General features: G+C 67.8%; 19 protein-coding genes. 13 read left to right on the forward strand and 6 right to left on the reverse strand.

What is annotated here, in order from left to right; all coding sequences use genetic code 11:
- Positions 1-7 precede the first annotated feature (7 nt).
- The 8 genes from sctD (at position 8) to F7Q96_RS01235 (ending at position 6,409) form a co-directional block, all read left to right on the forward strand.
- Entirely contained in the window at positions 8-1,231 is a 1,224-nt protein-coding gene (gene sctD, locus F7Q96_RS01200; protein ID WP_144425962.1) for a type III secretion system inner membrane ring subunit SctD, read from the forward strand.
- Complete coding sequence (locus F7Q96_RS01205) at positions 1,231-1,488, forward strand: EscE/YscE/SsaE family type III secretion system needle protein co-chaperone (protein ID WP_053824121.1); 258 nt, start codon at positions 1,231-1,233, stop codon at positions 1,486-1,488. The genes sctD and F7Q96_RS01205 overlap by 1 nt, the downstream gene beginning before the upstream one ends.
- A 206-nt stretch (positions 1,489-1,694) precedes the next feature.
- Complete coding sequence (locus F7Q96_RS01210) at positions 1,695-2,096, forward strand: hypothetical protein (protein ID WP_053824120.1); 402 nt, start codon at positions 1,695-1,697, stop codon at positions 2,094-2,096.
- Positions 2,097-2,143: 47 nt separating this feature from the next.
- Complete coding sequence (locus F7Q96_RS01215; RefSeq protein ID WP_053824119.1) at positions 2,144-2,767, forward strand: hypothetical protein; 624 nt, start codon at positions 2,144-2,146, stop codon at positions 2,765-2,767.
- A gap of 24 nt (positions 2,768-2,791) precedes the next feature.
- Positions 2,792-3,484 (forward strand): SycD/LcrH family type III secretion system chaperone, encoded by a 693-nt coding sequence (locus F7Q96_RS01220; RefSeq protein ID WP_053824118.1) that lies wholly within the window; start codon positions 2,792-2,794, stop codon positions 3,482-3,484.
- Positions 3,481-5,073 carry a type III secretion system translocon subunit SctE gene (sctE, locus tag F7Q96_RS01225; RefSeq protein WP_053824117.1) on the forward strand — a complete coding sequence of 531 codons (1,593 nt, stop codon included), beginning with the start codon at positions 3,481-3,483 and terminating at the stop codon, positions 5,071-5,073. Before F7Q96_RS01220 ends, sctE begins: the two co-directional genes overlap by 4 nt.
- A gap of 109 nt (positions 5,074-5,182) precedes the next feature.
- On the forward strand, positions 5,183-5,800 hold the full coding sequence (locus F7Q96_RS01230) for a hypothetical protein (protein ID WP_053824116.1): 618 nt from the start codon (positions 5,183-5,185) through the stop codon (positions 5,798-5,800).
- Positions 5,801-5,806: 6 nt separating this feature from the next.
- Positions 5,807-6,409, forward strand: a complete 603-nt coding sequence (locus F7Q96_RS01235) for a hypothetical protein (RefSeq protein WP_053824115.1) — start codon at positions 5,807-5,809, stop codon at positions 6,407-6,409.
- A 74-nt stretch (positions 6,410-6,483) separates the two neighbouring features.
- Here the strand turns inward: F7Q96_RS01235 and F7Q96_RS01240 are convergent, their stop codons facing one another.
- The gene (locus F7Q96_RS01240) at positions 6,484-7,224 is read right to left on the reverse strand and encodes a response regulator (protein ID WP_226994959.1); all 741 of its coding nucleotides are present in this window, start codon (positions 7,222-7,224) and stop codon (positions 6,484-6,486) included.
- Positions 7,225-7,448: 224 nt separating this feature from the next.
- Here F7Q96_RS01240 and F7Q96_RS01245 point away from each other — a divergent pair, with 224 nt between their 5' ends.
- Entirely contained in the window at positions 7,449-8,087 is a 639-nt protein-coding gene (locus F7Q96_RS01245; protein ID WP_053824113.1) for a type III secretion system chaperone, read from the forward strand.
- A gap of 326 nt (positions 8,088-8,413) precedes the next feature.
- The gene (locus F7Q96_RS01250; protein ID WP_053824112.1) at positions 8,414-9,859 is read left to right on the forward strand and encodes a DUF1254 domain-containing protein; all 1,446 of its coding nucleotides are present in this window, start codon (positions 8,414-8,416) and stop codon (positions 9,857-9,859) included.
- Between the two features lie 161 nt (positions 9,860-10,020).
- Here the strand turns inward: F7Q96_RS01250 and metE are convergent, their stop codons facing one another.
- A complete protein-coding gene (gene metE, locus F7Q96_RS01255) occupies positions 10,021-12,378 on the reverse strand; it encodes a 5-methyltetrahydropteroyltriglutamate--homocysteine S-methyltransferase (RefSeq protein ID WP_053824111.1) in 2,358 nt (785 codons plus the stop codon).
- Between the two features lie 186 nt (positions 12,379-12,564).
- On the opposite strand from metE, the gene F7Q96_RS01260 reads away from it, so the two are divergent.
- Positions 12,565-13,539 (forward strand): LysR family transcriptional regulator, encoded by a 975-nt coding sequence (locus F7Q96_RS01260; RefSeq protein WP_053824110.1) that lies wholly within the window; start codon positions 12,565-12,567, stop codon positions 13,537-13,539.
- Between the two features lie 36 nt (positions 13,540-13,575).
- Here the strand turns inward: F7Q96_RS01260 and F7Q96_RS01265 are convergent, their stop codons facing one another.
- Positions 13,576-15,954 (reverse strand): cytochrome P450/oxidoreductase, encoded by a 2,379-nt coding sequence (locus tag F7Q96_RS01265; protein WP_144425960.1) that lies wholly within the window; start codon positions 15,952-15,954, stop codon positions 13,576-13,578.
- A 62-nt stretch (positions 15,955-16,016) separates the two neighbouring features.
- Positions 16,017-16,997, reverse strand: a complete 981-nt coding sequence (locus F7Q96_RS01270; protein WP_053824108.1) for a Bug family tripartite tricarboxylate transporter substrate binding protein — start codon at positions 16,995-16,997, stop codon at positions 16,017-16,019.
- A 214-nt stretch (positions 16,998-17,211) separates the two neighbouring features.
- On the opposite strand from F7Q96_RS01270, the gene F7Q96_RS01275 reads away from it, so the two are divergent.
- Complete coding sequence (locus tag F7Q96_RS01275; RefSeq protein WP_053824107.1) at positions 17,212-18,045, forward strand: IclR family transcriptional regulator; 834 nt, start codon at positions 17,212-17,214, stop codon at positions 18,043-18,045.
- A gap of 34 nt (positions 18,046-18,079) precedes the next feature.
- Here the strand turns inward: F7Q96_RS01275 and F7Q96_RS01280 are convergent, their stop codons facing one another.
- Entirely contained in the window at positions 18,080-18,430 is a 351-nt protein-coding gene (locus F7Q96_RS01280) for a hypothetical protein (protein ID WP_053824106.1), read from the reverse strand.
- Between the two features lie 169 nt (positions 18,431-18,599).
- On the opposite strand from F7Q96_RS01280, the gene F7Q96_RS01285 reads away from it, so the two are divergent.
- Positions 18,600-19,121 carry an Lrp/AsnC family transcriptional regulator gene (locus F7Q96_RS01285; RefSeq protein ID WP_053824105.1) on the forward strand — a complete coding sequence of 174 codons (522 nt, stop codon included), beginning with the start codon at positions 18,600-18,602 and terminating at the stop codon, positions 19,119-19,121.
- 47 nt (positions 19,122-19,168) lie between these two features.
- Here the strand turns inward: F7Q96_RS01285 and F7Q96_RS01290 are convergent, their stop codons facing one another.
- Positions 19,169-19,504, reverse strand: coding sequence for a hypothetical protein (locus tag F7Q96_RS01290; protein WP_226994958.1), 336 nt, complete (start codon positions 19,502-19,504; stop codon positions 19,169-19,171).
- Between the last annotated feature and the right edge of the window lie 110 nt (positions 19,505-19,614).

The raw sequence follows: 19,614 nt of genomic DNA on the forward strand, positions 1-19,614 counted from the left end.
AGTGGTCATGAAATACCGATACCAGATCAAGATCCTCAGCGGACCGCTGGCCGGACGGCGGCTGCGCTTGCCCGAGGGCGAATTCACGATCGGCGGCGCCGACCCCGACCTCGACGCGATGCTCGAGGGCGGTGGCCGTGCGGTGCTCGACTGCACCGAACAGGGCGTGCTGCTGCGCACCGAGGTACCCGTATGGATAGAAGGCGTGCCCACCCGGCCGGAAGAGTCGCCGTTGCCGCTGGAAAAGGTCGTCGACATCGGCGGCCTTGCGCTGCTGCTCGGCGATGCCGAGCGGACGCTGCCCGATCGCAAGGTGCCGCCACGGCGGGATGGGCGCCGCGGCATGGTGTCGACCGTGCTGGCCTATGCCGGTCTGGTGCTGCTGATGTCCGGCAGCGCAGGCGCGGCGATCTGGGCCTACGGGATGCTGCAGCCGGACAGCGCCGTGGTCGATCGCGACGAGTGGCTGGCCGAATGGCGCAAGCGCGCGCGGCAGCAGGGCATTGACGTCGCCACCCAGCAGGACGGGCTGACGGTGCTCGGCGGCAGTTGCCTGGATTCGAATGCGCGCAACGCGCTGGTCGACAAGCTGCGCGAGCACGGCAAGCCGTATCGCGACAACACCTTGTGCCAGGACGAACTGGTGCGCAACGTGCAGGCAGTGCTGAACCTGCATGGCTTCGGCGAGGCCCGCGCGCGTCCCGGCCCGGCGGGCGGCACGGTGGTCATCCAGGGCACGATCCACGCCGACGCGCGCTGGCGCCGGGCGGTGTCGATGCTGTCGTCGATGCAGGGCCTGCAGCGGTGGTCGGTCGAGGACCCGGTCGGCACCAGCGTCAAGACGCTGATCGGCATGCTGCGCGATGCGGGGCTGATCGGCCGGCTCAGCGTCGCGCGGGAGAAGGACCTGATCCTGATCACCGGCGTGCTCGACGAGGGCGGACAGCGCAGCCTGTCCGCGGTCACGCACACGTTCGCCGGCTCCTACCCCGACGCGCCCAAGGTCATCTTCCAGAACATCCCGACCCGGTCGATCCAGACCGGCATCTTCCCCGCGCCGGTGGTCAGCTTCGGCGGCAGCGGCGAGCTGGCCTTTCTTGATCTGGCCAACGGCACGCGGCTGAAGACCGGCAGCCGGCTGCCGGCCGGCCACGTGATCGTGCATCTGGACCGCAACGGCATCGACCTCGAGCGCGAGGGCGAGCTGATGCATCTACCGCTGGAGCTTTGATGGAACCCACCCAGACCGCCACCCCCGCCGTCTACGGCACCAGCATCGAAGGCCGTCTTGCCGAGGACCGCGACGGCGCGCTGCGCAAGCGGCTGCGCGCCGAACTGGCGCGCGCACGCCGGGCCATCGACGCGCAGCTGCTTGAGCCGCAGACGCCGGAGGCCTTCGCCAGGCTGACCGCGCTGCGCGAGCTATGTGCGGCAGGGACACGCACGATCGACAAGATCTGGCGCCGCCTCGCGGAAACGCAAGCGTAGGCGGCGCGTCGGGCTGGCGCGCTTGGCGGCCAATTTCGCGGCCAATTTCGCGGCCAATTCGGCGGCCAATTCGGCAACGCAGTCGGCGACGATTTGGCGCAATACCCGAACGCAAACCAAATGCTTTAGCACCCCGGATTTTTCAATAGATTCATGAAGCCTTGATCCGTAGAGTCACCACAACGGGCTTCGAATGGAGAAGCAAGATGGAAGAAGAGCAATTGTGGAAGCAGGCCGTGGAAACCCTCGAACGTCTGCGCGCGACGCTGCAAAAGGAAATGAACGACTGGGCCGAAATCGAACGGCGCATCGACGATCTGCAGCTGCGGGCGACCAGGGATCCGAAGGCCGCGCAAGAGCTGGCCGCGCTGGCCGCCTTCCTGGAAGCGAGCCGCAACAACGGCGACGACATCCAGGGCCGGATGGAGCAGCTGCAGGCCATGATCAAGGAAATGAACCTGCGCGCCGCGCAGGACCGCCGCGAAATCGAACGCTACAAGCAAAAGGTGTTCGGTGCGGGGGGTGATGAACAACAAACCGCTCCGGTGCCGCCTCGCGCCGAGAGCACGGCGGAAAAGCCCAAGAAGCGCGTGCGCCGTTTTGCATGACGAGGCAGTCCTGTCTTGAATCCTGAATATTGAATTGGAGTAGAAAAATGCCTGGACAAATACAAACGCGGCCCAATCCGGAGCTGCTGCTGCAAACCGACGCGCCTGCCAAGGAAGTGCCCCTGACGACCGCCGATCCCGCGCCGTTTGCCGGCGGCCTGCTGGTGCCGCGCAACTACGACACCAAGCCGGTCACCGATTCCGCGTGCTTCGCGATGATGTTCCAGGCGATCGAGAACCAGCGACTCGAAGTCGGCTCGCGCATGGACGAGTACAAGTGGAACAACGAAATGGCGCGCGCGATCGAGAGGCTGAAGAATGCGACCCAGATCGCGATCGACAAGGACATCGGTTCCGATCCGAACAAGACCACCACGCTGCCGAGCGATGTCGCCCGCTACATGTGGGACAACAACCTGCAGATCGACGGCGTCTTTCCCCGCAAATACGCAAGTTTCGAGGAATTCGCGAGTCAGAAATACTCGGCCGCCCAGTTGCGCACTGCCATCGGCAGCCTGGATATCAAGAAGACCGAGTACACCGACATGAACAGCCAGTACATGCAGCAGACCAATATTGCGCTGAGCCTGCTGCAGGTGGTCCAGCAACTGCTGACGTCGCTGATCGACATGGTCAAGCGCATCAAGGAACAGATCACGTCGAAGGTCTGATCGCGCAAGCCAGGGGAGAGCACCGTGCAAAGCGTGCTGAAGCAGACAAGCCCATCCGCAGCGGCGTCGGTTGCCAAGACCGGCCTCGTCGACGGCGATCGCGATCCGGCGCCTGACGAGCCGATCGCAGCGATCGAGCCAAGCGAGCCGAACGAGCCGAACGAGCCGGACGAGCCGGACGAGCCGGACGAGCCGGACGAGCCGGACGACCAGATCGCGGCCCGGCAGGGCGTCGAGCGCTATTTCGCCGAGGGCGGAAGCCTGCGCGCATTGTTCGGGCTCGATGCCGCCGCGCTCGAGGTCCTGTACACGTACGCCTGCCAGCGGTACGAGGCGAACGATCACGAGGGCGCGCGGCAGCTCTTCCTTGCGCTGGCGGCGATCGACCCGCATGGCTACGACTACTGGCTGTCGCTGGGGCTGAGCCTGCAGAAGCTGCATCGGCACGACGAGGCGATCTACTGCTTCACGCGCTGCGCACAACTGCGCATGTGGGAGCCGAAGCCGCCCTATCTGGCCGGCATCAGCCTGCAGCTATGCGGCGAGTACCAAAGAGCGGCGCAAGCCTATTCGGCCGCGATCGGTTGGTGCGGGGAACAAAAGCCATACCAGGAACTGCGCGGTCTCGCCGAACAATCGTTGCGGTCGCTGCAGGCATTGCAGCCTGCAACGGCCCTGACGGCCGAGGACGCACGCATGGAGGGAGGAAAGCAATGATCGGTGCCAATGCACTACAGCCCATCGGGCTGGTTCCCGGCGGGGAGAGGCGGGAACGCCTCGATACGCAGTGGGAGGCGAGCGGACCCGGCCGGACCGGCCCGGTCGGCGGCAGTACGGCCACGCGCGTCACCATGCCGGTGGCTTCGGGGCCGGCGGTCGGGGAGGCCGATCAGGCCGACGAGGTCGCTCGAGCCGCGGCCCTTGCCGCTTCGCTGTTGAAGCCACCGCCGCCGGCGCTGCGGGAGGTTGACCGGCGAACCGCCGAGCGCGCCTGGGACAGCGTCATGGATGTGTTGTCCGGCGCGTTCCGTGCCGCGAAGGCGGCTTCGAAGCAGGACGAACAGGGAGTGCAACTGGCGCTGAACGAGCTCGGTAGCGCGACCGAATCGATGCACGCGTTCTATCGGCGCGCGCTGAATCCCGAGGCGGTGCTGATGGAACTGCAGGTCGAGAGCGGCATCTTCACGGCCGAAATGATGAAGGCCAACCTCGACCACACGCTGGCGCTGCGCAAGGAAGAAATGGCGGCGATCGAAGAGAAGCAACGCAAGGAGCAGGAGGCCGCCGAGAAGCAGAAGCAGATGCAGCAGAAGGCGGGCAAGGGGCAGGTCCTCGGCCTGGTGCTGAACTGGGCCATGGCCGCCGCGCAGGTCGTGACCGGCGCGTTGAAGATCGCCACCGGGCAGCCCCAGGGCGCCATCGACCTCGCGGCCGGCCTGGTGGGATTGGCGAAATGCACGCTGCAGACCATCGAGATGGCTCACCCCGAACTCGCCGGCAAGCTTCGCCACCATATCGACGAACTGGCGAAATGGGAAATGGGCTTGAGCGTGGTGGCCGGCCTCGCCAGCGTGGTCTCGGTGGCGAGGATCGCCAAGGCGGCCAACGCGATCCTCGGCACGGCAGCCGGCGAGCTGCTGACCACCGGCGTGGAGCAGGGTGGCAAGCGAATCAGTTCGGTCGGCGTGACGCTGGTCAATGCGATGGAGAAGGGCGGTGACGCCGCCGAGGCCGCTTCGCAGCTGGTCAAGAACATCGCCCAGACCCTGGTCGACGATGTCGCCGTGCAGCTGCGCAGTTCGCTGCGGGTTGCCGGCGGCAGCCAGAAGCTGGCGGAGGCGTTCGCCAGGTCGTTCACCAACGAGGCGGTGCAGAAATTGGTCGAGCAGTCGCTGTGGCAGGCTGCCCGGCAGATGCGCGGACTGACCACCGAGGTCATCCAGTCGACCTTCATCGACCAGGTCAAGAAGCAGCTGACGCTGGCGTCGATGCGTGCGGCGGTCAATTTCACGGCCGCGCTGGAGGCGGCGTCGACGACGGCGCGGGTGGTCGCACCGGCGGCGCAGCAGATCACCGTCAATGCGCTGCGCATCGAGGGCGCCAACAACAAGGAAGAGATCGAACGCGTGATGATCCACGCGATGATGCTGCAGTTCCTGATCGACTTGATCGGCCGGCAGATCAAGGAGAACAAGAACGCGCTCGAACGGATCACCCAGGACCATATCGACAATACCGAGAACATCACCAACGCAATCGGCGAGGTTCGCGACGTGGCACTGCAGGCGGTGACCGCCGGCGTTTGATTGCCAACAGTCGTTCCTTTTTGAAGAAGCGGGCGGTGACGCGGCATCGGCGGGTCGCCGCCGCCGATATCGCGCAAGCGATTTCATTGATTTCACAGGAGCAGCAACGATGAACACCATCACCAATCCGGCTGGCGTCGCGACGCAGCAGCCGATCACCGTGCCGGGCGCCTCGGCGCCCGACAGCGAGACAAAGTCAGCCCAGGCCATGATCCTCGAATTCCAGGCGTTGATGAGGAAGCTGTACAACACCTACGTGGAGTGCCATGCGGCGCTCGAGAAGAACGTGGCGGACCTGCAGAAGCTCGCCTACCAACGGGCCATCGAGGCGAAGGACCAGCGCAAGAACGCCGAGGTGGGCAGCGGCATCACCGGGATCGTCACCGGCGGGTTCAGCCTGCTGTGCGGCATCGGCGGCGGCGTGTACGGCATCAAGAATCCGCAAATGGGTTTCGGCATGGGCGCGGACATGGGCTCCCATCTGGGGACTCCGGCCGGCAATATCGGCAATATGGTCGGGCAGATCGTCACCGCCGGCACGCGCGGCAAGGCGGAGGAGGCGCAGATTCATGCCGATCTGGCCCGCAACGTCTCGGACTCGGCGGCACGCGACGCAGGCAAGGCACGCGACAACGCCGACCAGCATCACGATCAGTATCTGCGTGAAGCTGGCCAGCTGACGCAGGAAATGATCGCGGCCATCAAGGCCACGGTCGCTCCGCGGTAATCGATCGTGGCGGCGCCGAACCATTCCGGCTGTGATTCGCCGCACGCCGCGGCCGTCGTGCCGGCGGATCCGGTCACCGGCTTTCTGCTGTCCCGCGGCCTGCAGACGGACATTGCCTATCTCGGCGAATCGGCCTTCGAGCTGGGGCGCCGCGTCCGCTTTGCCGGGCTGGATCTGATCTACCGCTTCGAGCAGGGCACCTTGCTGATCTGCGATATCGCGGCGTACGAGGAGTCCGGCGTATCTCCGCCGAATTCGCCGGGTTCGCCGTATTCGCCGGATTCCCCGGCTCGGCCGCGCGCTCCAGGCGACGTCGGCGGCGCGATGCGCACGCTGGTATCGCTGATCCATGCGATCGAGCGATCGGTGCCCGAGGTCGAAACAGTCGAAGGGCGGGTGCCGTTGATGGGCGGCAAGGTAGCCAAAGCGGCCAATGCAGTTGACGAGGGCGACGGGGGCGAAATCGACGAGCAGCAGCTTGGCCGGCGCTTGCTGTCGCTCTATCGCAAGCTCGGCGCGCAATGCGGACCGGATGACGATGCGGGCATGGTTCGGGTTCGATATCGGATGCGAGGCGGCACACGGCAGGGGCGGCCGGCACCGCCGTGATGCCGGATGACGCTACGACCCCGAACGGTGCGGGCCGCATCGCCCGGAGCGGAGATGGGATCGTGCCAGCGCCATCAGATGTCGATCAGTCCCAGCCGCCGCGCCCATGTGGACAGGTCCGCGACGTTGTGGGCGTCGAGCTTGCGCATCAGGTTCATCCGATGCGTCTCGACGGTCTTCAGGCTGATCGACAGTCGCTCGGCGACACGGCGGTTGGTGTGTCCCTCGGCGACCAGCTTCAGTATCTGCCGCTCGCGCGGCGTCAGGCCCGCGGCGGCCACGTGGCTGCCGTCGCTTCCCTCGGCGCGGCGCATCGCGTCGACCTGTTCGAGGTCGATGTCGGGGTCCAGATAGGCCATGTCCTGCCGAACCGCGTGCAGTGCCGCCATCAGCTTTTCCAGGCTGCTGCGTTTGAGCACGTAGGCGTGCGCGCCGGCGCGCAGCGCGGCCGCCGCGCGGTTCTCGGAATGCATGCCGGCCAGTACCACGACCCGGATGCCTGGCCATCTGCGGCGAATCGTCGCAATGGCATCGACGCCGTCGAGCGAGCGCAGCTGGAGGTCCATCAGGATCAGATCGGGATGGAGCTGCAGGCAGGCATGGACGGCGCCGTGGCCGTCCGAGGCTTCGCCGACGATGTCGACGGTCGGATCGGCCTTGGTCAGCAGGGACTTCAGGCCCTCGCGCATCACGGCGTGATCGTCGACGAGGACCACCCGCGTGGCGGGGAGATGCGGGGCAATGGGGCGGCGCGCCGACTGCACCAGCCGAGGCAGTACGGCGAGGCCGTTCAACGTTTGCGTTTGGATAGTCATGTGTTGCTCCGAAGACTATGCCGGAAGCCGAGTTGCGTCCGATGCCAGGTGTTGGCTCGATGGCCCTCGGTTCAGGATGGCGCCAGTCTAGGTAGCGACAATGAGCAATAAATGATGGAACGATGAGATGGAAATGAGGGCCGCCGATCGGCAGCATCGACACCCGGTATCGAGTTCGATCGATGCCATCGATCGGCGTGTGAACGACGCCACTGGAGCGCGACATGAACAGACTGGATGGATTTGACCGCCTGCTGGCGGAGTTCGGCGAATCGATCGGGATTCCCGAAATGGCGTTCGACGAGGATGGCTTGTGCCATATCCGCGTCGACGAGGAGTACCCGATCACCTTCCGCCGCGATGACGACAACCACAATCTGGTGTTGGTCGGACTGATCGCCGAAGAACTGCCGCAGCGGCTCGGCCGCGAACTGGTCGGCGAGATGCTGGCCACCGGGGTCGAGCCGCTGCGCGACCACGGCGCGGCGCTCGGGCTGGAGCCGCAGTCCGGCACGCTGATCCTGCATCAGACCATGCCGCTGGCGAAGATCGACCGCACGGTGCTGGAGACGTTGCTGGGCAACTTCATCCTGATGCAGAAGGACTGGTCGGCGCGGATCGCCGGTGCGGATGCCGACGGCCCCGACGCGGACCCGGCCGGACAGGCCGGAACCCGAGCAGGCCATGCACTGCCACCCGGCCCGTCGGCAGGCCGGCCGCCCGCACCCGGCGGTGCCGCGGGCGCGCCCGGTGCGCCTGGCGCGAAGTCCGGCGCGCCGGGCGCCGGCCAGTCCGGCCCCAAGGCCCCGGCCAAGCCGGCCGCGACGGAGCCGCGCTATCACCCGCATCTGCATCACCGCTGATCGCTGGGCCAGTGGGGCCAGTGGGGCCATTGGGGTCAGTGGGTCAGTGGGTCAGTGGGTTACTGGGTTACTGGGTTACTGGGTTACTGGGTTACTGGGTTACTGGGTTACTGGGTTACTGGGGGCTGACCGTTGGTCCGCCGCCGGGTTCGCGCCGCCGGGCGGCCGCCGTGGTCCCACGGTGCGAAGATCGACCGGGCGCGGCGTCCGGACGCCACACTGTCGTTGACAACCCCGGCCCAGGCTATCCATCATTCTGGTCGGAAAAGAAGGCGCTCCGGATCGGCATTTGCCGCCGTGGGCAGCCACACAAGAAGGAACGGGAAATGATGCAGTGGATACGCCTGGTGGCGGGCGCGGCGGGAGTCGCCGCGCTGTTGGCGGGGTGCGCGGCGGTGCCGGCCGACGAGTCGCCGATGCGGGTGGCAGTACAACCGACGCGGGACGACGCCCGCGCTCTGGCCGTCGAAGTCTATACCTACGCCTACCCCCTCGTGCTGACCGATGTCACGCGCGAGGTCATGGCGGCGCGGGCCTCGGCCGGCGCCGCCGGTCAGCCAGCCGTCAACACCTTTGTCCACCAGCGCGGCGCGCTGCGCCCCGGAGCCTCCGACATCGCCAGCCCGGACGCCGACACGCTGACCTCGATCGCCTGGCTGGACCTGTCGCGCGGGCCGGTGGTGCTGAGCGTGCCGGACACCCAGGGCCGCTACTACACGATGCAGTTGCTGGACGCCTGGTCCAACGTCTTCTCGGCGCTGGGCAAGCGGACCACCGGCACCCAGCGCGGCAACTATGCGATCGTCGGCCCGGACTGGACCGGCGCCTTGCCGGCCGGCGTGCGCGAGATCCGCTCCCCGACCGCGATGGCATGGGCAGCGCTCCATATCCAGGTCGACGGCAGGCACGATCTGGCGGCCGCGCAGCGGCTGCAGATCGGCTACCGGCTGACGCCGCTGGCCGCCTGGCCGAACGGCCGCCGCGCCTTGCCGGCGGTGCCGACGATCCCGCCGGCGGCGGTCGACCTGGAGACGCCCCCGGTCGAGCAGGTCGCGGCGATGGACGCGCAGGCGTTCTTCAACCGCTTTGCCTCGCTGCTGCCGGCCAACCCGCCGACGGCGGCGGACGAGGCGATGATGCAGAAGGTGCGAGGACTGGGCATCGTACCGGGCGCCCCGTATTCGACCACCGTGCTGGAACCGGAAACAGCGCGCGCGCTGCAGGACGGCGCGACGCGGGCGCTGGCCCGCATCGTCGCGCTGGCGCGCGGCGGAGAGGGCGCGGCCTCGGGGGCCTGGCTGTCGCGCAAGGACGCGGGGCGCTATGGCACCGACTACGACCGCCGCGCCGCCACGGCCTGGTTGGCACTGGGGACCAGCCTCGGCGAGGACACCCTGGTGTTGCGCGCCAATGCGGACGCCACCGGCCAGCCGCTGCACGGCGCCCATCGCTACGTGATCCGCTTCGACAGGAACGCGCTGCCGCCGGCCAGGGCGTTCTGGTCGCTGTCGCTGTACGACCAGGCGCAGGACATCGTCGCCAACCCGTTGAACCGCCATGCGATCGGCAGCCGCGACCGGCTGCGGCGCAATCGCGACGGCTCGGTCGAGATCGTGGTCCAGCACAAGCGGCCGCCGCGGGCACAGGCGGCCAACTGGCTGCCGGCTCCCGACGGTCCGTTCAACCTGATGTTGCGGCTCTACTGGCCGCAGCCGACGGCACTGGACGGCAGCTGGAGCGCGCCGCCGGTGCGGAAGATCGGCGCGGACTGAGCGCTACAGCGGGCGCCGACTCCCGGCGCCAACGCGAAAAAAAGGGGCGGCCTGGAACCGCCCCTTTGTCATTGCCCGCGCCGCAGCGTGGATGGATGCATCCACTGATGCGCCATCGATGCGCTCATCAATGTGCCCATCAGTGCGCCATCAATGCGCCATCAATGCGCCGCGCAATCGCATTGGCCCGCCGGATGGGCCGCACGCTCGAGTGCCACCGGCTGGCCCCGCAGACCCGCCGGACCCTCCGTCGCCAGCCGCTCGCGCAACTGTCTAGCCGCGGCCACCATATTGCGCAGCGCCGCCTCGGTCTCTGGCCAGCCGCGCGTCTTCAGCCCGCAATCGGGATTGACCCACAGCCGCTCGGGCGGAATCACCTGACAGGCGCGCGTCAGCAACTGGCCGATCGCCTCGACGCTGGGCACGCGCGGCGAGTGGATGTCGTAGACGCCCGGGCCGATCTCGTTCGGATAGTCGAACGCGGCAAAGCCGTCGAGCAGCTCCATCGCCGAGCGCGAGGTTTCGATCGTGATGACGTCAGCATCGAGCGCGGCGATCGCCGGCAGGATGTCGTTGAACTCCGCGTAGCACATATGGGTATGGATCTGCGTATCGTCGCGGACCACGGCCGCGGCGATGCGGAAGGCGCGCACCGCCCACTGCAGATAGTTGTCCCAATCGGCGCGCCGCAGCGGCAGGCCCTCGCGCAGCGCCGGCTCGTCGATCTGGATCACGCGGATGCCGGCCTGTTCGAGATCGGCGACCTCGTCGCGGATCGCCAGCGCAAGCTGCAGTGCCGTATCGGCGCGCGGCTGGTCGTCGCGCACGAACGACCATTGCAGCATCGTGATCGGGCCGGTCAGCATGCCCTTCATCGGCCGGTCGGTCAGTGACTGCGCATAGCGGGCCGTATCCACGGTGATCGGCTCGGGCCGGTAGACGTCGCCATAGATCAGCGGCGGCTTGACGCAACGCGAGCCGTAGCTCTGCACCCAGCCGAACTCGGTAAAGGCATAGCCGCACAGCTGCTCGCCGAAGTATTCGACCATGTCGTTGCGCTCGGCCTCGCCGTGCACCAGCACGTCAAGCCCCAGCGCCTCCTGCCGGCGCACGGCGTCCTCGATCTCGGCGCGGATCCGCTGCAGGTAGGCCAGCGCGCCCAGTTCGCCGCGCTTGAAGGCCGCGCGGGTCTGGCGGATCTCGGCGGTCTGCGGGAACGAGCCGATGGTGGTGGTCGGCAGCGGCGGCAGCTGCAGCGCGGCGCGCTGATCGGCGATGCGTTGCGCGAAGGGGCTGCGGCGATCGGCCATGTCGGGCGTCACCGCGGCGACGCGCTGGCGCACCTGGGCGTTGACCACGCGGCGGGACGCACGGCGGCCGGTCTGGGCGGCATCGGAGGCGGTCAGCGCGTCGGCCACCGCGGCCTCGCCGTCGTTCAACGCGGTCGCCAGTACCTTCAGTTCGTCCAGTTTCTCGGTCGCGAATGCCAGCCATCCGCGGATTTCGGGATCGAGGCGCGTTTCCGGCGCCAGCGACACCGGCACATGCAGCAGCGAGCAGGACGGCGCCAGCCACAGGCGGTCGCCGAGCTCGGCGTGCAGCGGCGCCAGCCGCTCGAGGATCGCGCGCAGGTCGGCGCGCCAGATATTGCGGCCGTCGATGACGCCAGCCGACAGCACGGCATCGGCCGGCAGCACCTTGCGCCAGGCCTGCAACTGCTGCGGCGCGCGCACCAGGTCCAGGTGGAAACCGTGTACCGGCAGCGCGGCGGCGCGGGCCGCGTGGTCGCCCGCGGAGTCGAAGTAGGTCGCCAGCAGCAGCTTGACGCCGCAGTCCGCGAGGGCGGCGTAGGCGGTGTCATACGCGTCTAGCCAGACACCGTCCAGCTCGAGGCACAGCGCCGGCTCGTCGAGCTGCACCCATTCGATGCCGCGCGCGTGCAGCCGCTGCAGGATGTCGCGATAGGCGGCGGCCAGCCGCGGCAGCAGCGTCAGTCGATCGAACCCCGCGACATGGGTCTTCGACAGCCACAGCCAGGTGACGGGTCCGACCAGCACCGGCTTGACGCGATGGCCCAGGGCCAGCGCTTCGTCGATCTCGTCGAACAGCCAGTCGACTCCGCCGTCGAAGCGCGTGTCGGGGCCGAGCTCCGGCACGAGATAGTGGTAGTTGGTATCGAACCACTTGGTCATTTCCATCGCAGGCTGCGCCGCATTGCCGCGGGCCAGCTCGAAGTACTGCGCCAGCGTCAGCGTGCGAGGATCGAAGCCGAAGCGCGCGGGCAGCGCGCCAAGCAGGGCGCTGGTGCCCAGCATCTGGTCGTAGTAGGCGAAGTCCCCGGCCGCGACCAGGTCGAGGCCGGCGTCGGCCTGCAGGCGCCAGTGCGTCTTGCGCAGGCCGGCGGCGCATTCGCGCAGCGCCGCCTCGCTCGACTCGCCGCGCCAGAACGCCTCCTGGGCAAACTTCAGTTCGCGTTTCGCGCCGATGCGCGGGAACCCCGGAATATGGGTGCGTGCCATTTCTTCGCTCCAATCTCGCTTCAAACAAGTTGGCGCAGAGTGTCCGGTCCCGGTTAGAATGAATCAAGTGATATGTTTTAAACAAAATATGAATTCATTTCATATCAGGGGCTGGTATGCGGCTCCCCGCCGCAACGGCCTCGCGACGATTTTCCTGACCTGCTCCTTTCGGCTTCGGACGACACCATGATCGAGGTCCGCCATTTCCGCTCGCTGGTCGCCATCGCCGAATCCGGCAAGCTCGCCGCGGCGGCCGAGCGCGTCCATGTCAGCCAGTCGGCGCTGTCGCACCAGATCAAGGCGATCGAATCGCACTACGGGCTGTCGCTGTTCGACCGCACCCGCGGCGGGCTGCGCTTTACCCCGGCCGGGGAGCGGCTGCTGGCGCTGTCGCGCGAGGTGCTGGCGTCGGTCAGCGCGGCCGAGCGCGATCTGGAGCGCCTGAAGGGCGATACGCGCGGCGAGCTGCGCATCGTGCTGGAGTGCCACACCTGCTTCGATTGGCTGATGCCGGTGATGGACGAATTCCGCACGCGCTGGCCCGAGGTCGAGGTCGACCTGGTGGCGGGTTTTCATGCGGACCCGCTGGCGCTGCTGGCCGAGGGCCGGGCCGACATGGTGATCGGCTCGCTGCCGCCGACGCGGCGGGGGCTGGCCGTGGTGCCGCTGTTCCGCTTCGAGATCCTGGCGGTGATCGCCAACGAGCATCGGCTGCGCAACCGGCGGCGGCTCGAGGCGGCCGACCTCGAGGGCGAGACGCTGATCACCTATCCGGTGCCGGAGGCGCGCATCGATCTGATCCGCGAGGTGCTGGAGCCGGCCGGCATCCGGCTGCAGCGCCGCACCGCCGAGCTGACGGTGGCGATCCTGCAGCTGGTCGCCAGCCGGCGCGGCGTCGCGGCGCTGCCGAACTGGGGCGTCAAGAACTACGTCGACCACGACTACGTGCTGGCCAAGCGTATCGGCGCGCGCGGGCTGTGGAGCGAGCTGTATGCGGCGATGCCGGCCGCGCTGGCGGAGCGGCCGTTCGCGCGGGACTTTGTCGCGATCGTGCGCGAGACTTGCGCGCGCGATCTCGACGGCATCGAGCTGCTGCCCGACGACGCGGCGCAGCGGGCAGGGGGCAGGGAAGGCGCGAAGGAAGTCAAGCGAGGCGACTGAACCGGGAACTGAACGCGGCCGCCCCGCCGCGAAACCTCACAGCTCGAGCACGATCCGCCCGCATCTGGCGCGCGAACAGCAGCTCATCATCTTGCCGTTCGCCTCGCGCTCGGCGCGCGTCAGCACCACGTCGCGATGGTCGATCTCGCCGGCCAGCACGCGCACTTCGCAGGAGCCGCACAGTCCTTCCTCGCAATCGCTCTGCACGTCGATATTGGCGGCGCGCAGCGCGGCCAGCAGCGTCTGGTCGGCGCGCACCGTGACGATGATGCCCGAGTCCTTGAGCTCCGCCTCGAACGCCTGTTCCTTGCTCGGATCGAGCGCGCCGAGGGTCGAGGTGAAATGCTCGACGCGCAACGCGTCCTGGGGCCAGCTTGCGCAGCAGGCGGCCAGCGCGTCGAGCATCCGTGCCGGGCCGCAGGCATAGATCTGCGTCTCGGCATCGGGCTGGCCGAGCAGCGCGCCCAGGTCGGCGCGCGCACCTTCGTCCTTGGCGTAGACGTGCAGCCTGTCGCCATGCAGCGCCGCGAGCTCGTCGAGCAGCGCCATCGAGGCGCGGCCGCGGCCGCAGTAGTGCAGCTGGTAGTCGATGCCGAGCTCCTTCGCGCGCCGCGCCATCGCGCTGATCGGCGTGATGCCGATGCCGCCGGCGATCAGGATCAGCCGGCGCGCGCTTTCGTCGAGCCGGAAGTGGTTGCGCGGCCCGCGGATGCGCAGCCGGTCGCCGGCCTTCAGTTCGCGATGGATCCACGCGGAGCCGCCGCGGCTGTCGGCCTCGCGCAGCACCGCGATCTCGAACGCGCGGCTGTCGGCCGGATCGCCGCACAGCGAATACTGGCGCGACATCCCGGTATCGCCGCATTCGACATCGATATGCGAGCCGGGCGACCAGCGCGGCAGCGGCTTGCCATCGGGCGACACCAGCCGCAGCCGCACGATGTCGTCGGCCACGCGCGTCACGCTCTCTACCACCACGGTGCGGTTGATCGCATGGCTGGACGGCTCGCCGATCCGCACCGGCGTGCGCACCTGCAGCAGCGCGGGGTTGCGCCGTTCGGGGTTCTGGCTCGGGTCCCACTCGACCCACAGATGCTCGGGACCGCGGAACGAGGTGTTCGGCACGTAGGTGAACTTCTGTTCCGACAGCCTCATATGCGGCAGCCGGCGCGTGAATTCCTCCAGGAAGATCTGCATCTCCATCCGCGCCAGGTTCTTGCCCATGCATTGATGCGCGCCGTAGCCGAAGGTCAGCTGGTCGCTGGCGTTGGCGCGGCGGATGTCGAACAGGTCGGCGTCGGCGAAATGGCGCTCGTCGTGGTTGGCCGACGACGTGACGATCAGCAGCTTGGCGCCGGCCGGGATGTCGACGCCGCCGATCTGCACGTCGCGTGTGGCCAGGCGCCGCCATGCCGCGACCGAGCCGTTGTGCCGCAGGCATTCCTCGACCGCGTTCGGAATCAGGCTGGGGTCCTCGCACAGCTCGCGCCAGGCGTCGGGATGCTGCAGCAGCAGCTTGATCGCATTGGCGCTGGCGTTGGCGGTGGTCTCGTGCGCGGCGACGATGCCGGCCATCATCATCGAATGCAGATAGGAATCGGTGACGACGTCCGGATATTCCTTCTGCTTGCGGATGCCGTACTGCATCCAGCCGGGGCCCGACGGATCCTGCCGCATCTTGTCGAGGATCCGTCCGGCGAGCTGCCAGAAGTTGCCGACCGCGTGCGCGACCTCGACCTGCTCCTCCGGTTTTGGGCGGCCCCAGGTGTTGACGGTATGGGCGATCGAATACTTGCGCAGCAGGTCCATGTCCTCCTCGGGCACGCCGAGGAAATGCAACGCGACGGTCAGCGGGACTTCCCACAGGATCTGGTCGACCAGGTCGGCCTTGCCGTCGTCGATGAAGCGATCGACGTATTCGCGCGTCAGCCGGCGCACCATCGGCTCGTGATGCTGCAGCTGTTCTGGCGTGAACGGCTCCATCAGCACGCGCCGGCGCGGCATGTGCGCGGGCTCGTCCTCGTTGACCAGCGTGCGGTTCATCGCGTAGCCGTAGGAGGCCAGCACCGCGTTGGCCTCGTCGCCGGTCGGCGTGATCTTCTCCAGCGCGATCGACGGGCTGAAGGTCAGGTTGTCGCGGAAGATCGCCTTGATGTCGTCGTAGCGCGTGACAACCCAATAGCCGAGCCTGGGGCTGTAGAACACCGGCTCCTGCTCGCGCGCCCAGCGCACGTAATCGGGCGGGTCCTGCTGGTAGCCGTCCTCGAACGGGTCGAAGTCCGCGGCGCGCGCGCTGACGGGGCAGCCGGTCGGGCTCAAGGGCGTTGCAACGGCATCCGCGCTGGCGTTCGCCTGGCCGTGCGGCTGGACATGAAAAGGGCATCCCTGCGCACGGGCAGGTTCGGTGCGTTCGCTCATGGTGATCCTCTACAACAGATAGGCGCAGCGGGCAGGGCCGACGATGACCGCGCCCGCCGGGCTCATTCGAGCGTGATATTCAGGTCGCGGATCAGCTTGTGCCATAGCGCGGTCTCGCTGCGCAGCAGCGCGGCGAATTGCTCCGGCGTGCTGCCGACCGGCTCGACGCCGAAGTCGACCAGCTTGCGGTTGACCTCGGGCTGCTTGATCGCCGCGGCGACGCTGGTCTGCAGCTTGGCGATCACGTCGGGCGGCGTGCCGGCCGGCGCCACCATGCCGACCAGTGCGGCCGCCTCGACCCCCTGCAGGCCGACCTCGGCAAAGGTCGGCACATTGGGCAACTGCGGCAGCCGGGTGGCGTTGGCCACCGCCAGCGGACGCAGCTTGCCGGCCTTCAGGAAGGCGGCGCCCGCGGCCAGGTCGGTCATCATCGCGGGCACCTGGCCGCCGACCACGTCGAGCAGCGCGGGCGCCGCGCCGCGATAACCGATATGCACCATGCGCAGGCCGGCGCGTTCCTTCAGCAGCTCCATTGCCAGATGGTGCGGGCTGCCGGCGCCGGCCGAGGCGTAGCTGACCTTGCCCGGGGCGGCCTTGACCTTGGCGAGGAAGTCGCGCGCGTCCTTGAATTCGGCATTGGCGCCGACCACCAGGATCATCGGAAACTTGCCGAGCAGCGAGACCGGCGCCAGGTCACGCGTCGGGTTGTAGCTCAGCGTCTTGTACAGCGCGGGGTTGAACACCAGCGTGCCGTTGTCGGCCGACATCACCGTATAGCCGTCGTGCGGCGAGCGCGCGGTCTCGGCTGCGGCGATCGCGGTGTTGGCGCCGGGTTTGTTCTCGACCACGATCGGCTGGCCGATATTGGCGGACAGCTGCTGGCCGATGGTGCGGGCCAGGAAGTCCGAGCCGCCGCCGGCGGCATAGGGCACGATCCAGCGGATCGGCTTGCTCGGGAAGCTCTGCGCGGCGGCGTGCGGCGCCAGCGCCAACGCGGTCAGCATCGTGCCGGCGAGCGCCAGCATCGACGAGATCTTTCTCATTGTTGGTCTCCTCTCGGGTGGGTGGCAGGACGGTGGCCCGTCTTCTTGTTGCCGCGCTCGCCGACATGATCGATGGAATTACGTCAAGCGTAATGCGGTTATGCCAAAAGTAATGGGCGGTCCGTCCGCTGTCAAGGGAAAATTACGCTGTGCGTGCTAGCATTACGTCATACGTAATGACAGACATGCGAGACGTTCAGGCGGAGCACGGGAAATGGCCAATCAGCGAAGCGAATCGGAGACAGGCGACGGCAGCGGCGAGCGGGGCGGCGCCGGCGTGCAGGCGCTCGAAACCGGACTGTCGGTGCTGGACGCGCTGCTGGGCTCGCTCCATCCGATGCCGCTGAAAGCGGTGGCGCTGGCGGCCGGCATGCACCCGGCCAAGGCGCACCGCTACCTGGCCAGCTTCGTCAAGTGCGGCTATGTCGAGCAGGACGACGCGGGCCGCTACAGCCTGGGCCGCAATGCGCTGCGAATGGGGCTGGCGTGCCTGGCCCAGCTCGATCCGCTGCGGCTGGTGACGCCGGTGCTCGACGATCTGTGCGCGTCGACCGGCGAAACGGTGCTGGCGGCCGTATGGGGCAACCATGGGCCGACCGTGGTCCAGTGGCGCGATTCGCTGCGGCCGGTCACGGTCAATGTGCGCCCGGGTTCCGTGATGCCGCTGCTGTCGTCGGCGACCGGCCGCGTGTTCACCGCCTTTCTCGATCCTGCGGTGACCGCGCCGCTGATCGAGGCCGAGCTGAAGGCGCGCGCCGCGCAGCCGCCGCCGCGCTTTCCCCATGACGCCGCCGAACTCGCGCAGCTGCGCGAACAGGTGCGGGCAAGCGGCATCGGCAGCGTCCATGGCGACCTGCTGGCCGGCGTCGATTCGGTCAGCACACCGGTATTCGACCGGGACGGCCGCATCGTGCTGGCGATCACGGCGCTCGGCAACGCGGCGACCTTCGATGGCGGTGTGGGCGGTCCCGTTGCGGCGGCCATCAAGGCGGCCGCGGCCGAACTGTCGCAGCGGCTCGGCCACGGCCTGCTGGCCGAGCCGGCCTGATCGCCTGGGGCGGAAGGCGGGGGCTGTGAGCCGATCAGTGGACCGGCGCGGCGGCCGGCGCAGCCGCGGTTGCGGTATCGCGGCGCCGGGCGGTCGTGGCTTCGGGCTGCGCGGCGGGGTCTTCGACGACTGCGACTTCGCGCACGTCGACACCATTTTCCAGGCGCTTGACCAGCAGCGAGAACAGCGCCGGTTCCTCCGCCGTCACCGTCACCCGCAGCCACTGACCGGTGCCGGGCAACGTGCCCGGCACCAGCGTCATCGCGGCCAGTCCCAGTCCGGTGCGGCGCGCCGTCGCCAGCGTCCACTCGATCGTGCCGATCAGGTCGTGCTGGTCGAGCAGCAGCGCAAGTTGCAGGGCGGGGGTGGAGGCTTGGGCGGACATGACGGCAACCGGTGGTAGTGACGATGTAGTGAATCTACCAGCCGACCGGCAGAATGTGCTTCTTAATATTCTGATTTCTCATGCTGAATCAGAATGAATCGGCTAGTATTTCGCTCCTCTGGAGAGAAATCTTCTTTCCTGGCGAATTAACCGACGCAAACCGATTCCCATGGCCGATCCCACCAGCACCGTCACGACTCCTCCCACCGCCCGTCCGCCGGGCAAGCCCGCGCCCAGGCTCGATGAAACGGACCGCCGCATCCTGCGCGCGCTGCGCCGGGACGGCCGTCTGTCCAATCTGAAGCTGGCCGAACAGGTGGGGCTATCCCCGACGCCATGCTGGAACCGCGTGCGCGCGCTCGAAGAGGCCGGCGTGATCCAGGGCTATACCGCGTTGCTGAACCAGAAGGCGCTCGGCCTGCCCGACACCGTGCTGATCGAGGTCACGCTGGAGCGGCACGACGACGACATGCTTGACCGCTTCGGCCGCGCACTGGCGCAACTGCCCGAGGTCATGGAGGCGTACCTGCTGACCGGCGAGTATGACTATCTGATCAAGGTGGCGGTGGCGGGCACCGAAGGCTACGAGGAATTCCTGCGCCACAAGCTGTACAAGCTGCCCGGGCTGCGGCACAGCCGCTCGACCTTCGTGCTGCGCTGCATGAAGCGCGAGCCGTCGGTCGAACCGTGACGCGGCGGGCGGCGCGGCGCCGTTGCCTGTCGCCGTCCGCCCCGTGCTTATTCGACCACTTCGACCTGGAATTCCCCGGTCGGGCCGTCGTAGCCGATTCGCAGGCGCGCGCCGTTATGGCGGCACGATTTCGCAACGCTGCGCAGTTCCGCCTGGCGTTCGCCGCGCCGCAGATGCGAGCGGGCCTTGGTGCTGATTTCGGTGGGGCCGCAATCGTCATTGCGGCATTGATAGCGCATCCATTGCCCATAGGACCGCGGGCGTGCCGATGCTTCGGTCATGGTTGTGCACAGCGGACAACGTTGCAAGGCTTCCTTCATTGCCATTCCCATTCGGTGTCGTTTGCGCGTCGGGCCAGCGAGCGTGGACAAAAGCGCCGCCAAGGCTCACTGCAATGAGCGCAAGCGATTTACGCAAAGTGATTTAACGCAAGAAAGTGATGCCGGGAGAAAGCAGATTATCGGCACAGAGTGCAGGGCTTGGCTACCCCCAA

The sequence above is a fragment of the Cupriavidus gilardii genome, from assembly GCF_008801915.1.
Taxonomy (GTDB): Bacteria; Pseudomonadota; Gammaproteobacteria; order Burkholderiales; family Burkholderiaceae; genus Cupriavidus; species Cupriavidus gilardii.

Coding starts and splice junctions, on each gene's coding strand:
- sctD (WP_144425962.1), top strand. CDS start 8: ATGAAATACCGATACCAGATCAAGATCCTCAGCGGACCGCTGGCCGGA.
- F7Q96_RS01205 (WP_053824121.1), top strand. CDS start 1,231: ATGGAACCCACCCAGACCGCCACCCCCGCCGTCTACGGCACCAGCATC.
- F7Q96_RS01210 (WP_053824120.1), top strand. CDS start 1,695: ATGGAAGAAGAGCAATTGTGGAAGCAGGCCGTGGAAACCCTCGAACGT.
- F7Q96_RS01215 (WP_053824119.1), top strand. CDS start 2,144: ATGCCTGGACAAATACAAACGCGGCCCAATCCGGAGCTGCTGCTGCAA.
- sctE (WP_053824117.1), top strand. CDS start 3,481: ATGATCGGTGCCAATGCACTACAGCCCATCGGGCTGGTTCCCGGCGGG.
- F7Q96_RS01230 (WP_053824116.1), top strand. CDS start 5,183: ATGAACACCATCACCAATCCGGCTGGCGTCGCGACGCAGCAGCCGATC.
- F7Q96_RS01240 (WP_226994959.1), bottom strand. CDS start 7,224: ATGACTATCCAAACGCAAACGTTGAACGGCCTCGCCGTACTGCCTCGG.
- F7Q96_RS01245 (WP_053824113.1), top strand. CDS start 7,449: ATGAACAGACTGGATGGATTTGACCGCCTGCTGGCGGAGTTCGGCGAA.
- F7Q96_RS01250 (WP_053824112.1), top strand. CDS start 8,414: ATGATGCAGTGGATACGCCTGGTGGCGGGCGCGGCGGGAGTCGCCGCG.
- metE (WP_053824111.1), bottom strand. CDS start 12,378: ATGGCACGCACCCATATTCCGGGGTTCCCGCGCATCGGCGCGAAACGC.
- F7Q96_RS01260 (WP_053824110.1), top strand. CDS start 12,565: ATGATCGAGGTCCGCCATTTCCGCTCGCTGGTCGCCATCGCCGAATCC.
- F7Q96_RS01265 (WP_144425960.1), bottom strand. CDS start 15,954: ATGAGCGAACGCACCGAACCTGCCCGTGCGCAGGGATGCCCTTTTCAT.
- F7Q96_RS01270 (WP_053824108.1), bottom strand. CDS start 16,997: ATGAGAAAGATCTCGTCGATGCTGGCGCTCGCCGGCACGATGCTGACC.
- F7Q96_RS01275 (WP_053824107.1), top strand. CDS start 17,212: ATGGCCAATCAGCGAAGCGAATCGGAGACAGGCGACGGCAGCGGCGAG.
- F7Q96_RS01280 (WP_053824106.1), bottom strand. CDS start 18,430: ATGTCCGCCCAAGCCTCCACCCCCGCCCTGCAACTTGCGCTGCTGCTC.
- F7Q96_RS01285 (WP_053824105.1), top strand. CDS start 18,600: ATGGCCGATCCCACCAGCACCGTCACGACTCCTCCCACCGCCCGTCCG.